Here is a 23178-nt window from a genome sequence, read left to right as displayed (position 1 = left end):
CGCAGCACCGGCGAAGCCGAAGAGAGCGACGCTAGCGAGAAGAATCTTCTTCATGGTTTCTCTTTCCTTAATCGATGTCATGCCCCGCTCGAACCAGGGATCTCCTGGACCGAACTGAGCACTATCCGTTTATAGAGCGACAACCGGACGAGGGCTGTGACATGACAACCACAGAGACCCAAAGGTACTGTGGCAGCAATGTGGCGTTGAATTTGAGCTTCCCCTTATGGCCTCGCTGGACTCCACAACGTACAACTAGGCTGTTTGTTCACGGCGGCAGCCGAAAAATGTCATTTTCTAGGCAATGACCTCAACTAACGCTACGTCCTACCGTTTCAAGAGGTGAATAATGATTAAGAATGTCCTCGTCACAGGCGGTGCGCAGAGAATCGGCCGGAGCATTGTCGAGCGCCTCGCGCGGGAAGGTTATGGCGTTGCCATCCACTGCCGGAGGTCAACCGATGTGGCCGACGAGATTGCAGCACGAATAGGATCGGCAGGAGGAACCGCTGCCGTGGTGCAGGGCGATCTCGCGGATGCTTCAGCCGTCGATCGCTTGATCGACGATGCCGTGAAGGCGCTCGGCTCTCCGCTGACCCTTCTCGTGAACAATGCCTCGGAATTCGAGCCCGATGAGGTCGAAACCCTCTCGCCGGATCGATGGGATCGGCACTTCGCCGTGAATCTTCGCGCACCTGCCTTCCTTGCGCGTGATTTCGCGCGGCAATTGCCGCCCGACACGCAAGGCTCCATTGTCAATATCGTCGATCAACGGGTCTGGAAGCTGACGCCGCAATTCTTCTCCTACACGCTGACGAAGGCCGCCCTGTTCACCGCCACGCAGACGATGGCGCAGGCGCTTGCACCCCGCATCCGCGTGAACGCCATCGGACCCGGTCCGACGCTTGCCAATGAGCGTCAGGGGGATGGGGATTTCGCCAAGCAGGCGAGCGCCGTGCTCCTCGGTCGTGGTGGCACGCCCGAGGAAATTGCGGACGCTGTCGTTTATCTCGCAGAGGCGCGCAGCGTGACAGGCCAGATGATCGCCGTCGACGGCGGCCAGCATCTCGCCTGGGAAACGCCGGATGTGGCCGGCATCAGGGAGTGAGCGTGATCGCCGAGATCAGGCGGCCGTAATCGGGCTCCCTGCGATGCGTGGTGCGGCGATAGCTGAAGAACCGCTCCTCGTCGGAATAGGTGCATAAGCCCAGATTGGTGAAGCCGCCGATCCCGGCTGCGTTCAAGCGCGCGCCGATGAAGCCCGGCAGATCGAACATCGCGTGATCCGGCTTGTCAGAGGGGCGGAAGAAGCGTTCATGTCCAGGCGCTTCTTGCGCAAAACGCTGCACGAATTCCGGCCCGACCTCATAAGCCTCTTGGCTGATCGTGGGGCCGAGCACCGCGACGATCCGCTTACGCTCTGCGCCGAGCCTCTCCATGGCGTCGATAGTGGATTCGAGAACTCCCGTCACCGCTCCGCGCCAGCCTGCATGAGCCGCGCCGATCACGCCGCTTCGCGCGTCGGCAAACAGCACGGGGCCGCAATCCGCCGTGGTGATGGCAAGCGCCAATCCCGGCACCTTCGTCACCATGGCGTCGGCTTTCGGACGCTCAGGCCCCCAAGGGCCTTCCACGCGCACCGCGTCGGGCGAATGCACCTGATACACGCTGATCAGCGCATCGGATGCCACGTTCAGCGTGTCCGCCATGCGGCGGCGGTTTTCCTTCACACGATCAGGCTCGTCCGACGAGCCGATGCCCCCGTTGAGGGAAGCATAGATGCCCTCCGACACGCCGCCCTGGCGCGTGAAGAATGCGTGGCGGATGTTGGGAAGCGCGGAAAGGGAAGGGGCTTGGATGAACATGGTGCAGAAACTTTAAGAAACTGAAGACAGTGGCGGCAGTCCAGGAACGGCTTGAAGGCTCTTATGGGTAACGGCCAAAACCTTAAAGAGCTCTCCCATGCCTTTCTCGCCGCGCTCCGTCAGGCGAGAGAGGGCCGCATCGATGGCGATGGCTTGAGCCGGCGTGGCGCGCTTTTTCAGCGACGATGCGCGTGCATTGATGCCGAGCGCCTGAAGGAAATCTCCTTGAGTGCTGAGGCCATGCACCTGGAGGCCATGCGAAGAGGCGGCTTGCGCCAGCCGGTGAAAATCCACATGGGTCGTCAGGTCGGCTTCGCCCGGTTCTTCCAGCGGATCGACATGGGTGTGCTGCCTCAAGGCTTGCAGCGTATCGCCGAAGGCAGGACCCCAATAGCCGTAATCAATGATGAGCGCCGTGCCCTGATCGCGCGCGAGCCTGCGGGAGAGATCCTGCATGATGTCGATGGACAGGGCCGGCCATTCGAGCACGTCGCCGATGCGCAGCGGCTTGCCGATCGCTTGTTCGGTCTCGGCGCGCAGGCCGAAGACCAAGTGATCGTTCTCAAGCCCGACGAGGCGCTCGCACCAGCCGCGCTCCGTAGCCAGGAACTGGCGGATGGGGAGCGCATCGAAGAACTCATTCGCAATGAGGAGCATCGGGCCTTCGGGCATCTCCTCCAGCCGTTCGTGCCAGTGGATGGGCAGGTTCGATGAAGCGAGCGTCGCCTGCTGCCGCTGCCTCAGGACGGGGCTCGTTTCCACGAGATGCACTTGCGCGGCGCTTCCGAAACCCGGCAGCAGCTTCGTGGCACGCAGCAAATCCGCCATCAGCGTGCCGCGTCCGGGTCCGAGCTCGACGAGATGGACGGGATCGGGCTGGCCCATGGCACTCCACGCCTCCAGCATCCAGAGGCCGATCAGCTCGCCAAACATCTGGCTGATCTCCGGCGCCGTGGTGAAATCGCCAGCCGATCCCAGCGGGTCGCGCGTGGCATAATAATGCTGCAGGCACAGGCTCATGTAGCGCTCGACCGTGATCGGCCCCTCGAGGGCGATCAGCTCGCGCATATGTTGGCCGAGCGATTTCATGCAGCTTCGACGGACTTCGTCGGCCGGGTGTAGCCGCGGACAGCCATGACGATGAAGGCCACGCCGACAACCGCCATCGGCACGGAAAGCAGCATGCCCATGGTGATGCCGCCTCCCAGGCCCTGAATGGACGAACCGAAGAGGAAGCCGAGCTGTGCATCGGGCTCGCGGAAGAATTCGCAGACGATGCGGGCAATGGCGTAACCCAGCACGAAGATGCCGCCGAGGAGCCCCGGACGCTTGAAGCCGAACCTGCGGGCAGCAATCGCCATGACGATGAACAGGATCAGGCCCTCGCCGAGCGCTTCATAGAGCTGGCTCGGATGCCGGGGTTCGGGGCCGGCATGGGGAAACACCACGGCATAGGGGAAATCAGGAGCAGGGCGGCCCCACAATTCGCCGTTGATGAAATTGGCGATGCGCCCGAAGAAAAGGCCGATGGGCGTTACCACGGCAGCCATGTCGAGCAGCGCCAGGGCATTGAGCCCGCGTGAGCGGGCAAAGAGCACGAGGGCGAGCACCGCGCCGAGGAAGCCCCCATGGAACGACATGCCGCCGCGCCAGATGGCGAACATTTCGAGCGGGTTCTGGAGATAGGCGCCAAGGTTATAGAACAGCACATAGCCCGTGCGACCGCCGAGGACGACGCCCAGCGCCACCCAGACGATGAGATCGTCGATCTCCATGGGCTTCGGCTGGCGTGAAGAGCCCCAGAGGTCGGCCCGGGCTGCGAGACGCTTGGCATAGAACCAGCCGCCGAGAAGGCCCGCCACATAGGCAAGCGCATACCAGCGGATCGCGAAGGGGCCGATGGTGAAGGCGACGGGATCGAGAATGGGAAATGACAGAGGCATGGCAGGCCTTCGATAAACGGTTCGCCATTGGACCTTGTGGGCATGGATCGTCAACCCTGTTGCAGTTTGCCCCAAATGTGCCCACATCTGGCTTTCCCGGGCTCATAAGCCTCTCGAATGGTGTGGACTTTCAATCATGACTCAATCCTCCAACCGGATTTTCGATGAACTCGCCCGTCTGGCCACCGATGCCGCAGGCGCCGCGCAGGGTGTCCGGCGAGAGGTCGAAACCGTGGTCCGCAGCCAGTTCGAGCGCCTGATCAAGGACATGGATGTCGCTACCCGCGAGGAGGTGGAGGTGTTGCGCGAGATGGTGCTCGCCGCCCGCGCAGAGAATGAGCGCTTGGAGGCCCGCCTCAAGGTTTTGGAAGAAAAACTCGCCCAGCCCGGCGCTGCCAGCTCATCCACCCCTAACCTTTAGGGGTAGGACACCCCTGCTTCAGGCGCATCCCTCCTGTTGTGGACAGGTCTGGAAGGCGCATTGTGACGGGGGGCAAAATCTAAGACTGTGATTCATGAGCTGATTCGGGCCTGACGTGACAGGAATCCTGAGTAATTTTATGTATTCAGGAAAGTCTTCTCAAATATTGCTCGAATTGACGCAATGATATTGCCTGATTGTGTTTACCATAATTCAGGTGTTCAAGTCTTTTGGATCGCCATGTCTCAGCATCACATCGAAATCGATCGCCTGGAACATCCCCTTGACGTAGTCGAGCGGCTTGCTTCCCTGCGTCATTGGATTTTCGATCGTGCGGATGCCGATGAAATGTCGGTCTCCGTCGCCGGGCGCTGGGCCGATTACGATATCGCCTTCACCTGGATCGAAGATGTGGAGGCGCTCCACGTTGCCTGCGCCTTCGACCTGAAGGTGCCGGAGCGCCGGCGTCAGGATGTGCTGCAGCTCATCTCCTTCATCAACGAGCAGCTCTGGGTCGGTCATTTCGATCTGTGGAGCACGGAAAACGTGGTGATGTTCCGCCACTCCCTGCTGCTGGCAGGCGGCGCGGACCCGACGCAGGGCCAGTGCGAGACCATGCTGCGCGTGGCGGTGGAAGCCTGCGAACGATATTTCCAGGCCTTCCAGTTCGTGATCTGGGCCGGCAAATCCGCGCGCGAAGCTCTCGACAGTGTTCTGTTCGAGACCGAAGGCGAGGCTTAAACCTTAAACGATAGACCGGCCTCGACAGGGCAAGGCGCCTTGTGAATAGTAGCGGCCTTCGCTTCATTCACATGCCGGAAGATGTCCTATGCCCGCTCATGCTCAGCACCTGCCTTCGTCCCTCATTCTTGTCGGTGCCGGCAAGATGGGCGGCTCCATGTTGGAGGGCTGGCTTAAAGTCGGCATGAAGGCTTCCGGCGTGACGGTCATCGATCCGCGCCCCTCGGAAGAGATGACGCGCTTCTGCTCAGAAAAGGGCATTGCGCTCAACCCCGCCAATCCGTCGCCGGCCGATGTGCTCGTGCTCGCCATCAAGCCGCAGATGCTGGAAGACGCCGCACCTGCGCTCAACACTTATCTTGGGCCCCAGACGCTCATCATTTCCATTCTCGCGGGCAAGACGATCGGGAATCTGAAGGCACGACTCCCCGCTGCTTCCGCCATCGTGCGCGCCATGCCGAACCTGCCCGCCAGCATCGGGCGAGGCGCGACGGGGGCGGCCACCAATGCGGAAGTGAGCGAGGAGCAGCGCCTCATGGCCGACGCATTGTTGTCCAGCAACGGCATCGTCGAATGGCTGCCCTCCGAGGATCTGGTCGATGCCGTGACCGCCTTGTCCGGTTCAGGCCCGGCTTATGTGTTCCATCTCGTCGAGTGCCTGGCGGAAGCGGGCGCTGCGGCCGGCCTGCCGCCCGATCTCGCGCAGCGCCTTGCACGCGCCACGGTGACCGGGGCGGGTGAGCTTCTGTTCCAGAGCGACCTGCCTCCCGCAACGCTGCGTCAGAACGTGACCTCACCCGGCGGCACGACGGCCGCGGCGCTTGAAGTGCTCACGCGCGATCCCGACGGCCTTAAAGGCCTCATGCGCGAGGCCGTGGCTGCGGCGAAGCGCCGGGCGGAGGAACTCGCGGGCTGACAGATCGGGGAAAGCGCCTAGATCAATCGGCAGATTGAATGTTCAGGAGAGTGCCATGACGACGGATGCCCCGGTCGATAAGCGCAAGTCCATCGTCGATGCCTTGATGAGTCTCGCCGCCGCGCGCGCCTGGAGCGAGATCGAGATCACCGATATCGCGCGGGAAGCAGGTGTGTCGCTCGCGGAATTCCGCGACCTTTTCCCTTCCAAGGGGGCGGTCCTTGGCGGCTTCTCGCGCCAAATTGATCGCAAGGTGCTGAAGGAGACGACGGACGATCTTGCCGGAGAGCCCGCGCGAGAACGTGTCTTCGATGTCATCATGCGCCGCTTCGATGCGCTGGAGCCCTACAAGCCGGCGCTCCGGCGGATCAATCGCGATCTTCAATACGATCCGCTTTCCCTTGCCGCGCTCCATCAGGTGACCGTCAACTCCATGCGCTTCATGCTGGCGGCCGCCGGCATCGATACGGAGGGGCCGCTCGGCACCCTGAAGCTCCAGGGTGCGGTGCTCGTTTACGCCAATACGATGCGCACATGGCTCGAGGACGACGATACGGCTCTCGCAAAGACCATGGCGCGTCTCGACCGCGAATTACGGCGTGGCGAGCGCGTGCTGGAGGGAGCCGACGATCTGCGTCGCCTCACAGCGCCGTTGCGTGCTCTCGGGCGGGCGCTCATGGAAGGTCGCCGCCCGGTGCGTCGTGAGCGGCGCGAAGCAGGCGAGGGCGATGCGGACAATCCTGCAGCAGCGATCTAATCGAAAACGGGGGCACCATGGACCAGGCACAATCGCTGACGCCGACGATCACGTTCGACGATTTTCTGAAAGTCGATATTCGCGTCGGCCGCATCGTCGCTGCGGAGCCGTTTCCGCAGGCCCGCAAGCCTGCCTTCAAGCTCACGATCGATTTCGGGCCCGAGATCGGCACCAGGCGCTCGTCCGCGCAGATCACGGTGAACCACACGCTCGAGGAGCTCGTAGGCTCGCTGGTGCTCGCCGTGGTCAATTTCCCGCCGCGTCAGATCGGGCCTTTCATATCGGAGGTTCTGACGCTGGGCGTGCCTGATGCGAACGGCGATGTGATGCTCGTTCGGCCAGATAAGGACGTGCCGGTGGGTGGGCGGCTGTATTGAGGAAGCCTCATCCGGGGCTGGGCAGCAGAACCCGGAATCGGGTTCAGAATTTGGCTCCACGTCATCACCGGCCTTGTGCCGGTGATCTCGTTTATGAGAGGTGGGGGCTTTCCCAATCGAGATGGCCGGAACAAGCCCGGCCATGACATGTGAGCGACATCAAGCAGGAAGCCGAACCGTCGCCCGCAGACCTCCCAGAGGGCTGTCGCCAAGCGTGATATCGCCGCCATGAGAGCGGGCGATGTCGCGCGCAATCGCAAGGCCCAGGCCTGAGCCGCCTTCGTCCTGGTTGCGCGCTTCGTCGAGACGAACGAAGGGCTTGAAGACTTCCTCGCGCATGTCGGGTGGAATGCCCGGACCATCATCGTCCACATGCAGAATAAGCCAGCGCGTTTCGTGATTGGCGGTGATCGCAATCCGCCCGCCGTGGCGTGCGGCATTGGAGACGAGATTGAAGAGAAGGCGGCGGAAGGCATCGGGGCGAACGGTGATGATCGGATCGCCGATGATATCGAGTTCAGTCACATGACCTTGGCGCTCGGCATCGGATTGCGCCTCTTCGAGAAGCTGGCGCAGATCCGTCTCGCTGGACTGCTCGCCTGCATCACCTCCTTCGCCGCGCGCAAAGGCAAGATAACCCTCGAGCATGCGGCTCATCTCGTCGATATCGCGTTTGAGGTCCTCGACCTCGGGCGTTTGCTGCATGAGTGCAAGCGATAGCTTGAAGCGGGTGAGGATCGTTCGCAGATCGTGGCTGACGCCGTTGAGCATCGTCGTGCGCTGTTCGATGTTGCGTTCGATGCGCCGCTTCATCTCAAGGAAGGAGTATCCGGCTTGGCGCACCTCGCGTGCGCCGCGCGGGCGGAACTCGATCTCACGTCCCATGCCGAGCGCTTCCGCCGCTTCTGCAAGGCGCAGGATCGGTCTGATCTGATTGCGCAGGAACAGGATGGCGATGCCGAGCAGCACGAAGGACGAGCCGCCCATCCACACGAGGAAGATGTGCGAGTTCGACGCATAGGCCTGGCTGCGCCGCGCGAGCACCCGCATGACGGTGTTCTGGTTGAGCTTGATGCGGATTTCGACGTAATTCGAGCGTCCGACGGTATCGAGCCAATAGGGGCGGTCAATTTGGCGGCGCAGTTCGTTGGAGAGGGTCTCGTCCAGAATGGAGAAGAACGGCTTCGGGCCGGGTGGCGGCAGGTCGGTGTTGTGCAGGATGTCCACGTCGAGCTGCAGGCTGTCGGATGCGATGCGCGTGAGCGTCGTTGCTTCCTTGTCCTGCGGATAGCTTTCGTAGATCTGAATGAGGGCTGCGATATCCGCTGTGACGGCCGAGGAGAGGCGGCGCGTCACCAGCTCGTAATGCCGCTCCATGAAGACGTAAGCGACAACGGATTGCAGGAGGATCACCGGTGCGATGATGATGATGAGCGCGCGCGCATAAAGCCCCTTCGGCAGAAACCGGCCGAACCAGCGTGCCGCGCGATCGAGCGGCGTGTAATGGAGGGCCGCACCAATCTTCATCGATCGATCACGAGGCGATAGCCGATGCCGCGCACGGTCTGCAGGAAGATCGGATTGGCCGGATCACCCTCGATCTTGCGGCGCAGGCGGTTGATCTGCACATCGACCGTGCGCTCGTTCGCGGCAGCGCCGTTGCCGGCCAGCGCCTCGCGCGGAACGTTGTCGCCGGTTGCTGATCCCAAGATCGTCAGGATCTCGCGCTCGCGCTCGGTGATGCGCACGATGTCATCACCGCGCCGCAGCTCGCCACGATCGAAGCGGTACGAGAAAGGACCGAAATAAATGACGTCTGGCACATCGTCGCGCGGCGCACCCGCCGCAGGCAGGGCGCGCTTGAGGATGTTGCCGAGGCGCAAAAGCAGCTCGCGCGGCTCGAAGGGCTTGGGCAGGTAATCGTCCGCGCCGATCTCGAGGCCGGTGACACGGTCGGAGGTATCGGACCGGGCCGTGAGCATCAGGATCGGCACCTGCGAGGTTGTCCGGATGCTGCGCGCATAATCGAAACCGGACTCGCCGGGCATCATCACGTCGAGCACGAGGGCATCGAATAAGAAGCTCTCGGTCTTGGACCGGGCTTCCGCGGCGCTGGCCGCCGCCGTCACGCGATAGCCGTTCTCAGCCAGGAACCGGGTCAGGAGGTCGCGCAGGCGCCGGTCGTCGTCGACCACAAGAACGTGGGGGGCGTGGTCGGGAATATCGATACGGGGTGCTTCCATGGGCTCCGGGGCGCTTGTTGAAGGGCCCCCTGCTTTATCAGGTTTTGTTCGGCCCGAATACGAGGTGCTTCACATGCTCGCGGTCGTCAGGATCGATGAGGCACAGAAGGTATTGGCTTACGGCCTCCTTGGCCCTCGGCTCCGAATCCGAGAGGGCGCGCATGATGCGGCGCGTCTGCAGCTTGGCGAGCTTCAAGGCGAGATCATGACCCTGGGGCGTGGCATGGAGCAGCCGCTGACGTCGGTCGGCGGTCCCCGTGCGGCTCTCGATGAAATTCTTCTCGATCAGTTCCTTGAGGACGCGATTGAGGCTCTGTTTCGTGATCCTCAAGATGTCCAGAAGCTCGGCGATCGTCAGGCCCGGCTGGCGGCTGACGAAATGCAGGACCCGGTGATGCGCCCGGCCAAAACCATATTCGTCCAGAATCCTGTCCGGATCGCTGACGAAGTCGCGATAGGCAAAGAAAAACAGCTCGATCAGGTCATAGGCCGGTATCTCGGCCAGGATGTCCTTGTCGAGGTTCTGTTCGGGAGCCTTGGGTTTGAAAGCCGGGATCGCGTCTGGCACCGCCCTTATCCAATTTTATGTCAGCCTTGTTGACATATCTCAGGACGATTGTTACTCGTCAAGCCGCTTTCGTGAAATGAATGAAACTGAAATGACACGAAAGCGACCGGAAATTACACGGCCCCGGTTGCCACAAAGGTCGACAGTTAAGGAGAAAACGATGTCCGCGACCCCCTTCGATCAACGTGATGGATGGATTTGGTATGACGGGCAGCTCGTACCCTGGAAGGATGCCAAGCTCCATGTCCTCTCGCACGGCCTCCATTACGGCTCAAGTGTGTTCGAGGGTGAGCGCGCCTACGGGGGCGAGATCTTCAAGTCGACCCAGCATGCCGAGCGCCTGAAGAGATCCGCCCAGATCCTCGATTTCGAGATCCCCTATACGGTGGCCGAGATCGACGCCGCCAAACGTCTCGTTCTGGAGAAGAACGGCATGACGGACGCCTACCTGCGCCCCGTCGCCTGGCGCGGCTCGGAAATGATGGGCGTGGCCGCCCAGCACAACAAGATCCACCTCGCGATCGCCGCCTGGGAATGGCCGAGCTATTTCGACCCGGCCGAGAAGATGAAGGGCATCCGCATCGACATGGCGGATTACCGCCGTCCCGATCCGGCGACCGCGCCGTCCACGGCCAAGGCTGCGGGTCTCTACATGATCTGCACCATCTCGAAGCATAAGGCCGAGCGGAAGGGCTATGCCGATGCCCTCATGCTCGATTGGCAGGGCCGCGTCGCCGAATGCACCGGCGCCAACGTGTTCTTCGTGAAGGACGGCGTGGTCCATACCCCGATCGCCGATTGCTTCCTCGACGGCCTCACGCGCCAGACGGTGATCGAGCTCGCAACGCGCCGCGGCATCGAAGTGGCCGAGCGCCGGATCATGCCGGAGGAAATGGCCGGCTTCCAGGAATGCTTCATCACCGGCAGCGCCGCTGAAGTGACACCTGTCGCCGAGGTCGGCCCCTACACCTTCACGCCGGGCGGCATCACCAAGATGCTGATGGACGACTACACGGCCGAGGTGCGGCCCAAGGCCAAGGCTGCTTAAAGCCTCTCATATCTGTGCGACTCGCCATGCCCGGCCCCGTGCCGGGCATCCACATTTTTAAGTTCGGCATCAGCTGGCAAATGCCACCAGATCCGATGCGGCTATTGACCCTGGACGAGGGGAATCCATAGACTGCAACAGTGTGGAACCGGGCGCCCGATCATGGATATGCTTCGCCGCATTTTTTCAAGATCGGCCTCATCGGTCGACCCTGTCGTTGACGATCTTCCAGGTTCATCCCTGCACGCCATAAAGCAGAAACGCATCGCGACCGGCTGTGAGCTCATGGCGCATATCTACCGCTATGCCGAAAGCCGGTTCATCGTGACCTCCATCATGTGGGTGCCGGGATCGGTGATCGTCGAGACCGGCGAACCGTCCATTTTACCCATCGACGTGTCTGATGCCGACCTTGGTCGTACGGTCTGCAAGCATCTGCTTCAGCACGAGGCCCGCGAACCGCCGAACCTGAGGGACCATAAACTCACGGATTGGGCAGCCTATCGGGCATCGGGGGCCACGTCGGCGTCCAGTTTCGAGAACAGGAGCTGGAGAGTAACGGTTGAGACCACCAATCTAGTGCTGAACGTTGAGGCCGCTCCCGTCCGCAGTCTCGACGCTGGGATCAGCGCCAAGGGTGTTGTCTCTCCCTTGCACGAGGAATTGGGCGCCACAATCCGAAGAGCCCTCTCGGCAGCGGAAGCCATCCGGCTGGCTGGACTCGTCTGATCTCGCGCAGTTTGCATGCTCGTGCCCGCATGCCCTTGGTGTTGGTAGCGATCAGATTGCTAAGAGTTTCCAGTCGCTTATCTTAGGAGAGGCTTTTGCGACCGAAGGCTGTTTAAGCCTTCCTTCCCCAGAGACGTGGACGGCTACGGCCGTGGTGTTTGTTAAAAATCCTCCGCATCGGGAATGCGGTTAAAGGCGATCTTCGCTCCCGCATAGCCGCCAGGGATGTCGACCCACGGCCCGAAATGCAGAAGCGTCTGTCCATGGCTGGTGTTGAGCCGGTCGGCGATGACGGACAGATACTCCATCCGGCGTTTGAGCTGCGCCTCCGCCGTGCCTCCGAACAGATCCTCCTCAATCTCCTGCAACGGCACGAGATCATGCAGCGCCACATGAACGCTGCGGCTGCGGCGCATGTCCTCACGTTCCGCATGGAGAAAAAGGCGGCTGAGAGCTGCAAGCAGCGCGGGATCATCCCAGGTCGGGGCAAAATGTTCCTCGCCATACCAGCCGGCGCTGTTCTTGTCGGTCAGCCAGAGAGCAAGCGCCTTTGCCGAAAAGCCTGCGCGACGCATGCGCCGTGAGGCTTTCACCAGGAGAATGCGGGCCGCGGCATAGGCGCCGTTCAAGTGCCGCCAATCGACCGGCAGCACGCGCCCATGGCCGAACATGCGCCGCTGGGTCTCAGGCCGCTCGACGGTATAGCCATGCAGGCTCATCCAGAGCCGCTCGCCCTCGACGCTTCCCCAGAGACGGCGCAACTCCTTTGGCTGAAGTCGCCAGAAGGCGGCCATGTCGGTGATGCCGGCGCGAGCAAGACGGGCCGCATTGCCACGCGCAATTCCAGGAATGTCAGTAAGTTCGAGCGAGAGCAGGGGGCCAGGCAGGTCCTCCGGATAGATGGCCACGAGCCCATCCGGCTTGTTCATCTCGGCGGCGATTTTCGCCAGGAGGTCGTTGGGGCCAAGGCCCACGGAGCAGGTGAGGGTGGGGCCGATCCTCGTGGCAAGGGCCTCCTTCACGCGCCGGCCAAGGGCTAACCCCTCGGCCTGCTCGGAGGGCAGGAGGGTGCAGACCACCTCGTCGATGGAGCACACGGCCTTGACTGGCACGACGCTCTCGATGGTGTCGATGATCCTGCGATGAAGCTCCACATAGCGCTCGTGCCGCGCGTTCACGAAGACGAAGTCGGGGAATTGCCGCCGCACGTCGCGCACATAGGCGCCGCGCTTGATGCCGAGCGCCTTCGCTTCACGGCTGACGGCGATCAGCCCCGTATGCTCGGAATCGACGGGCATAACCCCGACGGGCCTGCCGCGAAGATGCGGTTGCAGGTGCTGCTCGGCGCTGGCGAAGAAGGAATCGAAATCGACATAGAGCCGCTCCAGGCCCGCCGGCTTGCGCATGGTTGCTCACCCATCCTTGCTCGAGTGAACAAAGAGAGAACACAGGCTCAGCCGTGAGTCGAGCGCCCAACCTGTGGATAACGGGGACGAGTCGCCGGGAGTAGCTCTTCTTTCCGCAAAGGAACCAAGGGCCTGATTCCGATGTTCTCATTTCAGAACAGAAAGAGAACATTAGGAGTCTCACATGACGTCGAAAAACACGGCCTCTCATCATGGCGCCCATGAGCGAAAGCGCGCGGCCGAGCCCGACAATCCGAAGGTCAATCCGGCTGCGTCCGACAACCAGATCAAGGATCCGGAGGATTGGGTGACAGGCCACGAGCCCATGACAGGGGCGCAGGCATCCTATCTCAAAACGCTTTCCGAGCAGGCGCATGATCCGAAGGCCTTCGACCCTGATCTCGACAAGGCCGAAGCCTCAAAGCGGATCGACCAGCTCAAATCCGGCAAGGGCCACCAAAGGGAGGCTTGATCCTCTTGTAAGCAGGGTCGGGTCAGTCACACATAGCACACAATTCCAGCCCAGAACCTGGGCCAGACGTGAGTGCCATGGCTGACCGACTTGTTGCTCCATCCCGACGCGTGCGGCGCGTCCTGAACGCGCCGCTGCTGCTCATTGCCGTGGTCGTCGTCCTGGTTGACGATGTCTTCCGCGCCTTCGTCGTCCCGGCGATGCACGCTCTGGCGCGGCTTGGGCTGATCAGGCGGATCGAGGCAGGTATCGCCAAGCTGCCGCCTACCGGCATTCTGATGCTGTTCCTGATCCCTCTTGCCATCATCGAGCCTTTCAAGGTTTACGCCCTTTACCTTTTCGGGCAGGGGCGTTTCCTCTCCGGCGTGCTGATGTTCGTCCTGGCCAAGGTCGTGGGTCTCGGTCTGGCCGAGCGGCTCTTCGCCATCGGCCGCGACAAGCTTCTCTCGATCCGCTGGTTCGCCTGGTGCCATGCCCGGGTTCTTCTCATCCGCGATCAGGTTCATGCCTGGCTTGCCCGCACGCGTTTCTGGCCGCAGGCCATTCGCATCGTGGGCTTCGTTCGCAGAAAGGCGACGGCTCTGCGCCACGGCGTGGCGCGCCTTCTGCACCTGCGCTCCAAGGGCAGGCTCGCGGCGGCCCGGCGCCGGGTGCGCCATTACCGGGCGATCTGATATCGAAGGCCCTTCCGCAAGGGCTTGGCCATCCCTACATAAAGGCCGGGGCGTCGTGCCCCTTTGGGATGAAAACGAAACGATGATGAAATTTGCTTCTCGCCGAAGCCGCGTCATGGTCGCTCTGGCTGCCGCTTTGGTTCTGGCCGGAAGCGCTGCCGAAGCACGCGTCGGCGGGGGACGAGGCAGCTTCGGATCGCGCGGTGCGCGCACCTACGCGCCGCCTCCGGCAACCCGAACGGCGCCTGAGGCTGCTGCGCCTATTCAGCGCTCGCAGACTCCGAACCAGGGCCCGACCTACAGCAACCCGGGTCTGCAGGGCCCGAACGTGGCGCAGCCGCGCCGCTTCGGCTTCGGCACGGGCCTGATGGCCGGCCTCTTCGGCGCGGGCCTGCTCGGCATGCTCATGGGCAATGGCTTCTTCGGCGGTCTCGCCGGTCTGGCCTCGGTCCTGGGGCTTCTGCTCCAGGTCGGCCTTATCGTGCTGCTGATCTCGTTCGCCATGAAATGGTTCCGCCGACGCCAAGAGCCGTCCTATGCGGGTCCGCAGGGCTATCAGCGAACCACGACGGGCGGCAGCGTGCCTCCGACCGGTGATCGCCCCATGGCGGGTGGCTTAGGCGGTTTGGGTAGCGGCGCTCTCGGTGGGGCTCTTGGCGGTGCATTGGGTGGCATGAACCAGTCTCGCCGTCGCACCGACGTGCGGGATGAGATCGGCATCGGCGAGAAGGATTACGCGGCCTTCGAGCGCTCGCTGGTCGAGTTGCAGGATGCCTATTCGCGCCAGGACATTGAAAAGCTCTGGACATTGGCGACGCCCGAGATGGCAGGCTACATCCAGGAGGAGCTCAACGACAACGCTGCGCGCGGTGTCGTGAATAAGGTCTCGAATGTACGCTTGGGGCAGGGCGATCTCTCCGAAGCCTGGCGTGAGGGCGCGACGGAATATGCGACCGTCGCCATGCGCTTCTCGCTGATCGACGTGCTGACTGACAAGGCGACCGGCCGGGTGTTGGAGGGCGATCCCTCGAAGCCTGAGGAAGCCAGGGAGGTGTGGACCTTCCGTCGCGACCAGGGCGGCCCGTGGAAGATCTCCGCGATCCAGCAGGCGTAAGGTTTCGTTGCTGATCAATGTCAAAGCGGCCGGTGCGAACCGGCCGCTTTTTGTTACACAATCGTGAGACGATTATTCTGCCGCTTGGCGGCGCTTGGCGTGAGACCCTTCGCGGACCTCTTCGATGATCTTGCTTACGAAGGCATCAAGATCGCCTGGGTTGCGGCTCGTGATCACGCCTTGATCTGTCACGACTGTCTCATCGCGCCACTGGCCGCCGGCATTCATCACATCCGTCTTGATGGAGTGATAGGAGGTGCATTGCTTGCCCTTGATGACGCCGGCTTCGACAAGCAGCCACGGCGCGTGGCAGATGGCGGCAATCACTTTGCCGGATGAGTAGAAGGCGCGGATAATCTCGATGGCTTTCGGCTCAACGCGCAGCTTGTCGGGATTGATTTGTCCACCAGGCAGCACGAGCGCGTCGTAAGAAGACGGATCGACACTCTCGATATCCTTGTCGACCTTCACGCTCTTGCCCCAATCCTTCTCGTCCCAGCCGCGGATTTCGCCAGGGTTCATGCGCGACTTGGGCGCGGCAATCTCCACCGCCGCGCCCGCTTCCGAAAGCTTCTGCTGGGGCACCATGAGTTCCGACTGCTCGAAACCATCCGTCGCCATGATGAGAATCTTGGCCTGTTGAATGTCAGGCATGACGCTCTCCGTTGTTTTAAGGGGATGCCGATGGAACGGATGAAATGAGTGGGGGTTCCGAAATTCTCCGCGAGCGGAACCCGATCTGAATGGGTTTGTTGACCCAATCACGAGCAATTCAAGAAGGATGATAAGAATGGTCAATCCAGGAAGGCCCACGGATGAACCGCGGCCCGGCGGAAACATTCCCAGCGACGTGCCGCCCGGCATGGATCCTGACGATTTGCCGGACACGGGGCCGACAGGTCCGCGCACGCCTTATCCTGTGAACGATCCGGGGATCACCGATCCGAAAGGGCCAGGCTCGGAACCTGATTACCTGCCCGGCAATCCCACCGATCCGGGAACGCGGCTTTAGATTTCGAGAATGGCGTAGGGTTTGCCCGTCGGCTTCTCGATGTGCTTGGCTACGTTGTATACCGGCTGCCCGGCGGGCGTGCGTCCTTCGAAGCGGCCGCGATGCGCGTGTCCATGCACGATGGCGCTTACCTTGAAGCGGTCGATAGTCTCAGCCAATCGTGAGGAGCCGAGGAAGGGATAGATCTCCAGGGGTTCGTCCTCGATCGTGTCGACGATAGGCGCATAGTGGAGAATGACCACGGAGCGTTTGGATCGTACCTGGCGCATGGCGTTTTCGAGTCGCAGCGTCTCCTTCATGGTTTCGTTGACGAATTGCTTGATGGCGGGCTCGCCGAAGGAGCCGAGCATGCGCCGGCCGAAACCGCCGGCAAATCCTTTCACGCCGACAAAGCCGACGCCATCGATCTCGACGGATTGCCCGTCAAGCAGTTTCATTCCAGCATCGCGGAGAATATGCGACACCTCCTCTTCCGCGCCGCATTCATAGTCGTGGTTGCCGAGCACCCCGACGATGGGAATCGGGCAGGCCTTGATGTCCTGCGCTAGAAGCTCTGCTTCGCGCGGTCTTCCGAGATCCGTCAGGTCTCCGGTTAGAACCAGGACATCTGCCTCTCGCGAGATTTCGCCAAACAGTTCGCGATAGGAGGTCCAGTTGTCTTCCCGAACGTGAAGGTCGCCCATGGCTGCGACTTTCAGAGTCTTCTCGATATCACTCATTCCGCCATTCACCTTCGCCGCCGACATCGGCGAAGCCCCATTGTTTCACGTCAATCTCATAATCGATGCGAGAGAACATCCGTCCGCGGCACACCTTCATCTGCGGCGGCGGAAGATCAAGCTGCTTTGCCAGTCTGTCGAGCAACTCGTCCATGACCCAGCGCGGAACCTTGTCGCGCTCGGACGGATAGATCCATCGGAAGTTGAGAAGATGCATGAGCATCACCTCCCAATGCACTTCCATATAGGCGAGCAGGCCATGCCAGTCGATTTGATCGTGCGCCTTGAGGATGGTGTGCGCGACATCCGCGCCATCATAGCGGTGGCGAAGCTGGATAAAGCACTTGGACCAGACGAGTTCGGTCGGCCCTACGATGCGAACGGGCGAGCCGAACACCTCGATCTGTCGCGCATTCTCGAACCATTGATCACCGATGGGCATCGTGCCGTTCGAGGAGGCGAAGATTACGTCGAAGAAGTACTGCCCCTTGAAAACTTTACCGAGCCAGCGATCGTCTTCAATCTCGACGGAATATCCAAGATTCTTGAAGTGCGATAGCACGCGTGTGTAGTCGCCCGCCTTGCAAAAGATGTCGAGATCCTTCGTGGGGCGCGTGATGCCGGTATAGGCCGAGAGAGCATAGGTGCCGGCCAGCAGGAAGGGCAGGCCGAGTTGGTTTAGCTCGCGCAGAGCCTCAGCATAGAACGCTTCGGATTCCGGATATTTCAGCGTCGGCTCCGCTTTGGCATCCATCATTGGGACGCCCTGGGGAGGATGGGAGGTGAGGTCTGGGTCGTGAGCTACCATAGGCCTTGTCCAAAGCGGAGCCGATGATGACCCGCGTTCGACAACCGTATGGCCGTAATGAAGTTCCGCAGCGGCTCAGCTTAGGCTGAGAGGGCTCGGATGTTTCCGTGAGCATGTCCGCATCACGATGGACATCGATGCTCCCTTTATTAAGCGGCGCATCGTTTTACGCGGAAAACCGGGTCCCCATTTTGCTGGCGTGGCCCTTCGGGTCGCTGACGCGGCCCCCCGGGTCCGCACGATGCGCTAATGATCCCCGTGGGATATGCGGACGTCCCGCGGGCTGTTGAGGATTTCCAGAAGACTGGTGGCGATGTGCCTGGCCTCGTCATCCTTGAGGCGCAGCAGGAAGGGCGGCATCATGCCGGCCTGCAGGCCCACCACCGCCAGTCCATGCTCATCCGTGCCGACATCGATGGTTGAGGAGGTGACTTCCACCAGTTCTTCCGGGATGTCGTCGCCCGTCTCGCTGCTTTCGCCGATGGCGATGAGGAGTTGGCTCAGGGCCTTGACGAGCGAGCGTGCAGCATGCGGGTCCATGACGACCGCTGTTGATTGTTCGCCCTTTTGGAAAGCGAGCTGGATGTTGTCGCCCTCGAGCGTAACGGAAATGCCTGCCATTGCTTGTCCTCATCCTTCCCAATGGCATATGGGGTTCGTGCGCATTCGGGAAAAGGTAAGGTCTTGGTACGACAGATGCGCCTTGTCCCCAAGAGGTAGAGGCGCATCGGTGTTAGCAGGGGGTGGCTTTTCAGGGGAAAATCTTCTCTCCCGAAAAGGCCTGAGAGGTCAGGTGCTGCTCTTGCGCCCCAAGGGCCCGCCTTCACCTGTTCCTGTCGTGCTCATCTCAGGCCGCCCGACGGTTCCGGCCCCTGCTGCGCCCGCGCCGGAAAGCATGCTGCCACCCATGCCCATATCGGCATATTGCTGGACGCGCAGGTTGTTCTGCACATGTGTGACGCCGGAAACGGATTCCGCGATGTCCTCCGCGTGCCGCTTCTCGAAGCGGCTGTTCACCGTGCCGCTCAAGGTGACCTCGCGGTTGGAGACCGACACCTCGATCTCGGAGGCATCAATGTGCGGATCGTCTGTCAGGCGATCATTCACGTCTTCCATGATCCGCGCGTCTGAGCGCTGATAGCCTTTCGGCCCGCGGCCGCGATGGTGGCTTGCCTGGCGCACATCCTGCTCGCGGCGGCGCTCGGCTCCCTCATCGCCGAACCAGGAGCGGACCTCGTCTCCGGCACGCTCAAAGAATCCTCTGTCCTCGTTGTAGTCGCGGGAACCCCGGCCGAAGCTGGCCGAGCTGTAGCGGTCCTGGTCGCGGCCATAGGTGCCGACGGCGCGGGGACGATAGCCGCGATCGCGGTCCCAGGTTCTGTCGGAGCTGAAGATCGACGACGGATCATAGTCACGATCCTCGCCGACGACATCCCGCCAGTCGCGGGCCGAGCCGCCTGTGCCGTAGCCGGTGGAATCCCCGTAATCGCGCCTGGGCGTCCTCTCATAATTGGCGTCCCGATTACGGTCAGGGGCGTAGCCGGCGCGTTCATTGCCGAAGCCTCGACGGGCGATATAGCCGTCATCGTCGCGATAACGATCATTGGCCATGGGAGCGCTCCTTCCATTGTTTTGGGAATAGGCCCGCCATCGAGCGAAAGCCTTGCTCCATCAACGTGAGGCCGCAAAAGCCGTTCCTCACGACGCATTTGGAGAGGCTGTGCTCGAACACCTTTGCGGCCTGTCACCGGCTCTCTCGCAGGCAGATGGTGAGGAGCGTGGTCCAGCGCGAAAGGGCGGGGATCCGCTGCACGGGGGGAAGCGCTCCAAGCCCTTGTTTCAGGCTTCAGAGACCCCGGACTACCTAACATGGCTTAGCCGTCCTGCCTTGCAATTGCCCTATCCTTACCCTACCTTCTCGCCATCGACATTTGGCCGGACGACTGGACTACTTCGCTTTGGCACTGCCGGGCGCACGTTCCTTCTCTCTACCAATATCGACTAACGGGCGAATTGGCTCTGAGCCCCCGCCCACGTGCAAGCGACAGTGAAAGGATTTCCCATGGAACAGGGAACCGTGAAGTGGTACAATGAAACCAAGGGTTATGGTTTCATCCAGCCCGACAACGGCGGCAAGGACGTATTCGTGCATGCGACCGCGCTCGAGCGCGCCGGTATGCGCGGTCTGCGCGAGGGTCAGAAGATCTCCTACGAGCTTCAGACCGACCAGCGCACCGGCCGCACCTCTGCAGTGAACCTGCAGAACGCGTAAGGTTTGATACTTGAGAGCGTGCCCGGCACGCTCTCTTGCCTATCGGCCGTTCCGCTTGAGGGGCGGCTTTTTTGTTATGAGAAAGGCTTTGCATGGCAAAGGAAGAACTGATCACCTTCGAAGGACTTGTGACCGAAATTCTGCCGGATGCACGCTATCGCGTGCAGCTCGACAATGGCCATGAGGTCATCGCGTACACGGCCGGCAAGATGAAGAAGAACCGCATCAAGACGCTCGCGGGTGACCGCGTCACCGTCGAGATGTCGCCCTACGATCTCGAAAAGGGCCGGCTCATCTTCCGCCACAAGGACTCGGGTGCATCGTCCGGCCCGCGTCCGCCACAGCGTGGCGGCCAGCAGTTCCGGCGCCGGTAAGCCGATTGCGCGTGCTCTAGCGCATCGTGCGGACCCGGTTTCCGCAATCAACGATGCGCTCTCTATAGAGGGGAGCAGCGGATCGAATCCCAAAAGTGGAATCCACTTTTTTCGTCCGAGGCTCTAAGCGGCGCAATTCTGTGTCTCATCCGTCGATGAATGAAAGCCCGGGAGCGGCCCTCCGCTTCGCCGGGCTTTGGCGTTTGGGATCGGCGGTGGTCAGGCGACCGCGTGCATGACCGAGAGAGTGACGCGATCGGGGCCGATATCCTCATCCATGTCTTCGAAATGCATGAGCTCTGCGAGGCGATTGCGTGCACGGTTTACGCGGCTCTTGATGGTGCCTACGGCGCAGCCGCAGATCTCCGCCGCCTGCTCGTAGGAGAAGCCCGAAGCGCCGACCAGCAGCAGTGCCTCGCGTTGATCATGCGGCAGACGCGCGAGAGCCTTCTGCAGATCCTCGAAATCGAGGTGGGGCATCTGGTCCGGCTGCACGGAGAGGGCGGCTGCGTACTTTCCGTCCGCATCCTCCACCTCGCGCCGCCGCTTGCGGTACTCGGAGTGGAAGAGGTTGCGCAGGATGGTGAAGAGCCAGGCCTGCATGTTGGTGCCGGGCTGGAAGCGATCAATATTGGCGATCGCACGCATCAATGTTTCCTGAACGAGATCGTCCGCACGATCCACGTTGTTCGTCAGAGAAATGGCGAAGGCGCGCAGGTTGGGTGTCGCCTTGAGCATGGAATCGCGAAGATCGGTATCGATGCTCATAATTGCTGTTTCTCCGGCTTCCGCTCGTCCAAACGATTGATAATCTCGATGAAACGATCCGGAACCGGCTGCTCGCCGAGCGCCAGTGCTTCGTAAAATTGACGCAGACGCTGACCGAGCTGGGCCTGAACTGAACGGCTGAGCGCTGGAGACGAAGATTTTCTGAGGCCCGGAACAGGCTCTGGATCGTGGTGAGGCATGTGAATTGGATTCTTTTTCTGCATCGGGTCGTCCTGATCCGTAGAGAGCGGCGACTCCCGCAGGGGTCGCGCTACACGGCGGCACCCAATCGCCGTGGATGTAACGCCAAGCCATCTTGATCGTTCCTTTACGGCAGAGATTCATTCCGAATGAATTCCGCGCGGTGTTCGGGAACTAAATTCCAACGGCCAAGTTTCCCTGCAACAGCTCAGTTTCGGCTGAGGTCCGCGAACTCTGTTGCGTGGGTCGTCCGCGCAGGAAGGCGTGCTCCTCCCGCCGAAGCCAAGATTGGAGGCACCTCATGGCCGTTAGCACCATCCTGCTTATTCTCGTTATTCTTCTGCTCATCGGCGCCGTGCCGGCATGGCCCTACAGCCGCGGCTGGGGCTATGGTCCGAGCGGTCTTCTCGGCGTGATCCTGCTGATCCTCATCATCCTCCTGCTGATGGGACGGCTCTGAGGGGCAGCGGCGACGATGACAAAAGGCGGCCTTCGAGCCGCCTTTTTCTTTGGGCCAAGACCTGCTCCGGCGTCTGGGTTGCTGCTCAGCTTGTGCGCGTCCGCAGATCTTCGGCAGCAACTGCATCGTAGTTTCATCGCTGCGGCTGGCATTCGAGAGTTCTCCTCTGGCGGCAGACATCGCGCAATTTAAGCGATCCAGGCCTCTTGAATGGCGAGGCCGGCTTTCATCAAGCCGTTGTGCTGGGAAAACCCGTCATTTGTCATTCCCTTAACGAAGGACAGACGCCTCTATCGAGCTCATGCGAGGGTCAGCAGGCATCCAGCGAGATCTCGCTGTTTGTACCTGGGCCAATTCAGGCGTACGCGCGTTCTCGTAAATCCGAACGGAGTAGGCATGTCCCGGTCTCGAAGTGCAAAAGACATTCCGGGTTCTCGCCCAACAGTGTAGATTAGGTCAGGGGGTTCGGAGAAAGCGATGCCCATTTTCCTGGATCGTCATGACCTGAAGGGCTTGACAGCCGCGGATATCGCAGAGGCTCACCGGAAGGATTTGACAGTGCAGGGGCGCTACGGAGTGCGCTTCCTGACCTATTGGTTCGATGACACCCGTGGCACGGCATTCTGCCTCATCGATGCCCCCAATATCGAGACGGCCATGAGGGTTCATGACGAGGCTCATGGAGCGATCGCACGGGACGTCATCGAGGTCGATCTCTCTGCCGTTGAAGCTTTCCTGGGCCGTGTATCTGATCCAACACCAGCGGTGCAAGGTTCCAAGCCGGCGATCGATCCGGCCATGCGCACCATCATGTTTACGGATATCGTCGATTCAACCGGAATGACGGCTCGTCTGGGCGATGTCCGAGCGGTTGAGATGGTGCGGGCTCACGATGCACTGGTTCGTCGAGCCCTGAACGACAAGGGTGGGCGTGAGGTCAAGCATACTGGTGACGGCATCATGGCCTCGTTCGATGATGTGCTCGCAGGCGTGGAATGCGCCCGCGCGATTCAACAGGCCTTCGATGCCTTCAATCTTGCGAGCCGGGAGAAGCTCCAAGTGCGGATCGGGCTGGATGCCGGCGAGCCGGTGGCCGATCATAACGATCTGTTCGGGGCAACCGTTCAGATGGCGGCCCGGCTCTGCCAAAGTGCTGAGCCTGATACCATCGTGGTTTCCGAAGTCGTGTCCGGACGTTTACCGGATCGGGCCAAGCTCATGAACCTCGGTCAAAGAGCCTTGAAAGGTTTTGCGCAACCTGTTGCTGCATTCGAAGTGACTTGGCGCTGA

The 23178-nt window shown here is 61.4% G+C and carries 30 protein-coding genes; 16 read left to right on the top strand and 14 right to left on the bottom strand.

The genetic code is table 11. The features are described 5' to 3' along the window. Positions 1 to 349 precede the first annotated feature (349 nt). Positions 350 to 1108, top strand: coding sequence for an SDR family oxidoreductase (locus ACUXUR_RS22170; protein ID WP_445504521.1), 759 nt, complete (start codon positions 350 to 352; stop codon positions 1106 to 1108). Here ACUXUR_RS22170 and pgeF read toward each other — a convergent pair. Genes pgeF through lgt form a run of 3 tightly spaced genes read right to left on the bottom strand, consistent with a single transcriptional unit; the run spans position 1098 to position 3808 of the window. Beyond that, positions 1098 to 1865, bottom strand: coding sequence for a peptidoglycan editing factor PgeF (gene pgeF, locus ACUXUR_RS22165; RefSeq protein ID WP_445504520.1), 768 nt, complete (start codon positions 1863 to 1865; stop codon positions 1098 to 1100). The genes ACUXUR_RS22170 and pgeF overlap by 11 nt on opposite strands. A 12-nt stretch (positions 1866 to 1877) precedes the next feature. Beyond that, positions 1878 to 2954, bottom strand: a complete 1077-nt coding sequence (locus ACUXUR_RS22160) for a class I SAM-dependent methyltransferase (RefSeq protein ID WP_445504519.1) — start codon at positions 2952 to 2954, stop codon at positions 1878 to 1880. After that, positions 2951 to 3808: a prolipoprotein diacylglyceryl transferase gene (lgt, locus tag ACUXUR_RS22155; protein WP_445504518.1), complete on the bottom strand. Its 858-nt coding sequence runs from the start codon at positions 3806 to 3808 to the stop codon at positions 2951 to 2953. The genes ACUXUR_RS22160 and lgt overlap by 4 nt, the downstream gene beginning before the upstream one ends. A gap of 136 nt (positions 3809 to 3944) precedes the next feature. Here lgt and ACUXUR_RS22150 point away from each other — a divergent pair, with 136 nt between their 5' ends. The 5 genes from ACUXUR_RS22150 to ACUXUR_RS22130 all read left to right on the top strand — a co-directional run bounded on the left by ACUXUR_RS22150 (position 3945) and on the right by ACUXUR_RS22130 (position 7020). Further along, the gene (locus ACUXUR_RS22150; RefSeq protein ID WP_445504517.1) at positions 3945 to 4229 is read left to right on the top strand and encodes an accessory factor UbiK family protein; all 285 of its coding nucleotides are present in this window, start codon (positions 3945 to 3947) and stop codon (positions 4227 to 4229) included. Positions 4230 to 4469: 240 nt separating this feature from the next. Further along, positions 4470 to 4970 carry a type III secretion system chaperone family protein gene (locus ACUXUR_RS22145; RefSeq protein WP_047188248.1) on the top strand — a complete coding sequence of 167 codons (501 nt, stop codon included), beginning with the start codon at positions 4470 to 4472 and terminating at the stop codon, positions 4968 to 4970. Positions 4971 to 5058: 88 nt separating this feature from the next. Further along, complete coding sequence (proC, locus tag ACUXUR_RS22140; RefSeq protein ID WP_445504516.1) at positions 5059 to 5886, top strand: pyrroline-5-carboxylate reductase; 828 nt, start codon at positions 5059 to 5061, stop codon at positions 5884 to 5886. 55 nt (positions 5887 to 5941) lie between these two features. Then, positions 5942 to 6643: a TetR/AcrR family transcriptional regulator gene (locus ACUXUR_RS22135; protein ID WP_445504515.1), complete on the top strand. Its 702-nt coding sequence runs from the start codon at positions 5942 to 5944 to the stop codon at positions 6641 to 6643. Between the two features lie 17 nt (positions 6644 to 6660). Further along, on the top strand, positions 6661 to 7020 hold the full coding sequence (locus tag ACUXUR_RS22130) for a tRNA-binding protein (protein WP_445504514.1): 360 nt from the start codon (positions 6661 to 6663) through the stop codon (positions 7018 to 7020). 159 nt (positions 7021 to 7179) lie between these two features. Here the strand turns inward: ACUXUR_RS22130 and ACUXUR_RS22125 are convergent, their stop codons facing one another. The 3 genes from ACUXUR_RS22125 to ACUXUR_RS22115 are packed head-to-tail and all read right to left on the bottom strand — an operon-like array spanning position 7180 to position 9831. Further along, a complete protein-coding gene (locus ACUXUR_RS22125; protein ID WP_445504513.1) occupies positions 7180 to 8547 on the bottom strand; it encodes an ATP-binding protein in 1368 nt (455 codons plus the stop codon). Continuing rightward, positions 8544 to 9263, bottom strand: coding sequence for a response regulator (locus ACUXUR_RS22120; protein WP_445504512.1), 720 nt, complete (start codon positions 9261 to 9263; stop codon positions 8544 to 8546). Before ACUXUR_RS22120 ends, ACUXUR_RS22125 begins: the two co-directional genes overlap by 4 nt. Positions 9264 to 9300: 37 nt before the next feature. Next, a complete protein-coding gene (locus ACUXUR_RS22115) occupies positions 9301 to 9831 on the bottom strand; it encodes a MarR family winged helix-turn-helix transcriptional regulator (RefSeq protein ID WP_445504511.1) in 531 nt (176 codons plus the stop codon). 160 nt (positions 9832 to 9991) lie between these two features. Between ACUXUR_RS22115 and ACUXUR_RS22110 the strand changes: the two genes are divergently transcribed. Next, positions 9992 to 10879: a branched-chain amino acid aminotransferase gene (locus ACUXUR_RS22110; protein ID WP_445504510.1), complete on the top strand. Its 888-nt coding sequence runs from the start codon at positions 9992 to 9994 to the stop codon at positions 10877 to 10879. Positions 10880 to 11041: 162 nt separating this feature from the next. Further along, positions 11042 to 11608, top strand: coding sequence for a hypothetical protein (locus ACUXUR_RS22105; protein ID WP_445504509.1), 567 nt, complete (start codon positions 11042 to 11044; stop codon positions 11606 to 11608). Between the two features lie 161 nt (positions 11609 to 11769). Here the strand turns inward: ACUXUR_RS22105 and ACUXUR_RS22100 are convergent, their stop codons facing one another. After that, the gene (locus ACUXUR_RS22100) at positions 11770 to 13014 is read right to left on the bottom strand and encodes a Y-family DNA polymerase (RefSeq protein WP_445504508.1); all 1245 of its coding nucleotides are present in this window, start codon (positions 13012 to 13014) and stop codon (positions 11770 to 11772) included. A gap of 184 nt (positions 13015 to 13198) precedes the next feature. Here ACUXUR_RS22100 and ACUXUR_RS22095 point away from each other — a divergent pair, with 184 nt between their 5' ends. The 3 genes from ACUXUR_RS22095 to ACUXUR_RS22085 all read left to right on the top strand — a co-directional run bounded on the left by ACUXUR_RS22095 (position 13199) and on the right by ACUXUR_RS22085 (position 15274). Next, positions 13199 to 13486, top strand: a complete 288-nt coding sequence (locus ACUXUR_RS22095) for a DUF3072 domain-containing protein (protein ID WP_445504507.1) — start codon at positions 13199 to 13201, stop codon at positions 13484 to 13486. Positions 13487 to 13563: 77 nt separating this feature from the next. Beyond that, the gene (locus ACUXUR_RS22090; protein ID WP_445504506.1) at positions 13564 to 14160 is read left to right on the top strand and encodes a hypothetical protein; all 597 of its coding nucleotides are present in this window, start codon (positions 13564 to 13566) and stop codon (positions 14158 to 14160) included. Between the two features lie 82 nt (positions 14161 to 14242). Further along, the gene (locus tag ACUXUR_RS22085; protein WP_445504505.1) at positions 14243 to 15274 is read left to right on the top strand and encodes a Tim44 domain-containing protein; all 1032 of its coding nucleotides are present in this window, start codon (positions 14243 to 14245) and stop codon (positions 15272 to 15274) included. 72 nt (positions 15275 to 15346) lie between these two features. On the opposite strand, the gene ACUXUR_RS22080 is transcribed toward ACUXUR_RS22085, so the two are convergent. Continuing rightward, a complete protein-coding gene (locus tag ACUXUR_RS22080) occupies positions 15347 to 15928 on the bottom strand; it encodes a type 1 glutamine amidotransferase domain-containing protein (protein WP_445504504.1) in 582 nt (193 codons plus the stop codon). A gap of 136 nt (positions 15929 to 16064) precedes the next feature. Here ACUXUR_RS22080 and ACUXUR_RS22075 point away from each other — a divergent pair, with 136 nt between their 5' ends. Next, positions 16065 to 16286: a hypothetical protein gene (locus ACUXUR_RS22075; protein WP_445504503.1), complete on the top strand. Its 222-nt coding sequence runs from the start codon at positions 16065 to 16067 to the stop codon at positions 16284 to 16286. Here ACUXUR_RS22075 and ACUXUR_RS22070 read toward each other — a convergent pair. The 4 genes from ACUXUR_RS22070 to ACUXUR_RS22055 all read right to left on the bottom strand — a co-directional run bounded on the left by ACUXUR_RS22070 (position 16283) and on the right by ACUXUR_RS22055 (position 19424). Further along, positions 16283 to 17005, bottom strand: coding sequence for a metallophosphoesterase family protein (locus ACUXUR_RS22070; RefSeq protein ID WP_445504502.1), 723 nt, complete (start codon positions 17003 to 17005; stop codon positions 16283 to 16285). The genes ACUXUR_RS22075 and ACUXUR_RS22070 overlap by 4 nt on opposite strands. Beyond that, a complete protein-coding gene (locus tag ACUXUR_RS22065) occupies positions 16998 to 17759 on the bottom strand; it encodes a nucleotidyltransferase family protein (RefSeq protein ID WP_084730950.1) in 762 nt (253 codons plus the stop codon). The genes ACUXUR_RS22070 and ACUXUR_RS22065 overlap by 8 nt, the downstream gene beginning before the upstream one ends. A gap of 300 nt (positions 17760 to 18059) precedes the next feature. Beyond that, on the bottom strand, positions 18060 to 18434 hold the full coding sequence (locus ACUXUR_RS22060; protein ID WP_445504501.1) for a hypothetical protein: 375 nt from the start codon (positions 18432 to 18434) through the stop codon (positions 18060 to 18062). 168 nt (positions 18435 to 18602) lie between these two features. Further along, a complete protein-coding gene (locus ACUXUR_RS22055) occupies positions 18603 to 19424 on the bottom strand; it encodes a BON domain-containing protein (protein WP_445504500.1) in 822 nt (273 codons plus the stop codon). A gap of 451 nt (positions 19425 to 19875) precedes the next feature. On the opposite strand from ACUXUR_RS22055, the gene ACUXUR_RS22050 reads away from it, so the two are divergent. Both ACUXUR_RS22050 and infA read left to right on the top strand, forming a co-directional pair. Further along, on the top strand, positions 19876 to 20085 hold the full coding sequence (locus ACUXUR_RS22050) for a cold-shock protein (protein ID WP_047188264.1): 210 nt from the start codon (positions 19876 to 19878) through the stop codon (positions 20083 to 20085). Positions 20086 to 20177: 92 nt separating this feature from the next. Next, a complete protein-coding gene (gene infA / locus ACUXUR_RS22045) occupies positions 20178 to 20459 on the top strand; it encodes a translation initiation factor IF-1 (RefSeq protein WP_047188265.1) in 282 nt (93 codons plus the stop codon). A 219-nt stretch (positions 20460 to 20678) separates the two neighbouring features. Here the strand turns inward: infA and ACUXUR_RS22040 are convergent, their stop codons facing one another. Both ACUXUR_RS22040 and ACUXUR_RS22035 read right to left on the bottom strand, forming a co-directional pair. Then, positions 20679 to 21227 (bottom strand): sigma-70 family RNA polymerase sigma factor, encoded by a 549-nt coding sequence (locus tag ACUXUR_RS22040; protein ID WP_047188266.1) that lies wholly within the window; start codon positions 21225 to 21227, stop codon positions 20679 to 20681. Further along, the gene (locus ACUXUR_RS22035; protein WP_445504499.1) at positions 21224 to 21451 is read right to left on the bottom strand and encodes a NepR family anti-sigma factor; all 228 of its coding nucleotides are present in this window, start codon (positions 21449 to 21451) and stop codon (positions 21224 to 21226) included. The genes ACUXUR_RS22040 and ACUXUR_RS22035 overlap by 4 nt, the downstream gene beginning before the upstream one ends. 278 nt (positions 21452 to 21729) lie before the next feature. On the opposite strand from ACUXUR_RS22035, the gene ACUXUR_RS22030 reads away from it, so the two are divergent. Beyond that, positions 21730 to 21888 (top strand): DUF3309 family protein, encoded by a 159-nt coding sequence (locus ACUXUR_RS22030; protein ID WP_047188268.1) that lies wholly within the window; start codon positions 21730 to 21732, stop codon positions 21886 to 21888. A 477-nt stretch (positions 21889 to 22365) separates the two neighbouring features. Continuing rightward, a complete protein-coding gene (locus ACUXUR_RS22025; protein ID WP_445504498.1) occupies positions 22366 to 23178 on the top strand; it encodes a nickel-binding protein in 813 nt (270 codons plus the stop codon).

Source organism: Microvirga medicaginis, assembly GCF_052658925.1.
The sequence above is the reverse complement of the archived record's forward strand: the minus strand, read 5'-3'. Positions and strand labels throughout refer to the sequence as shown.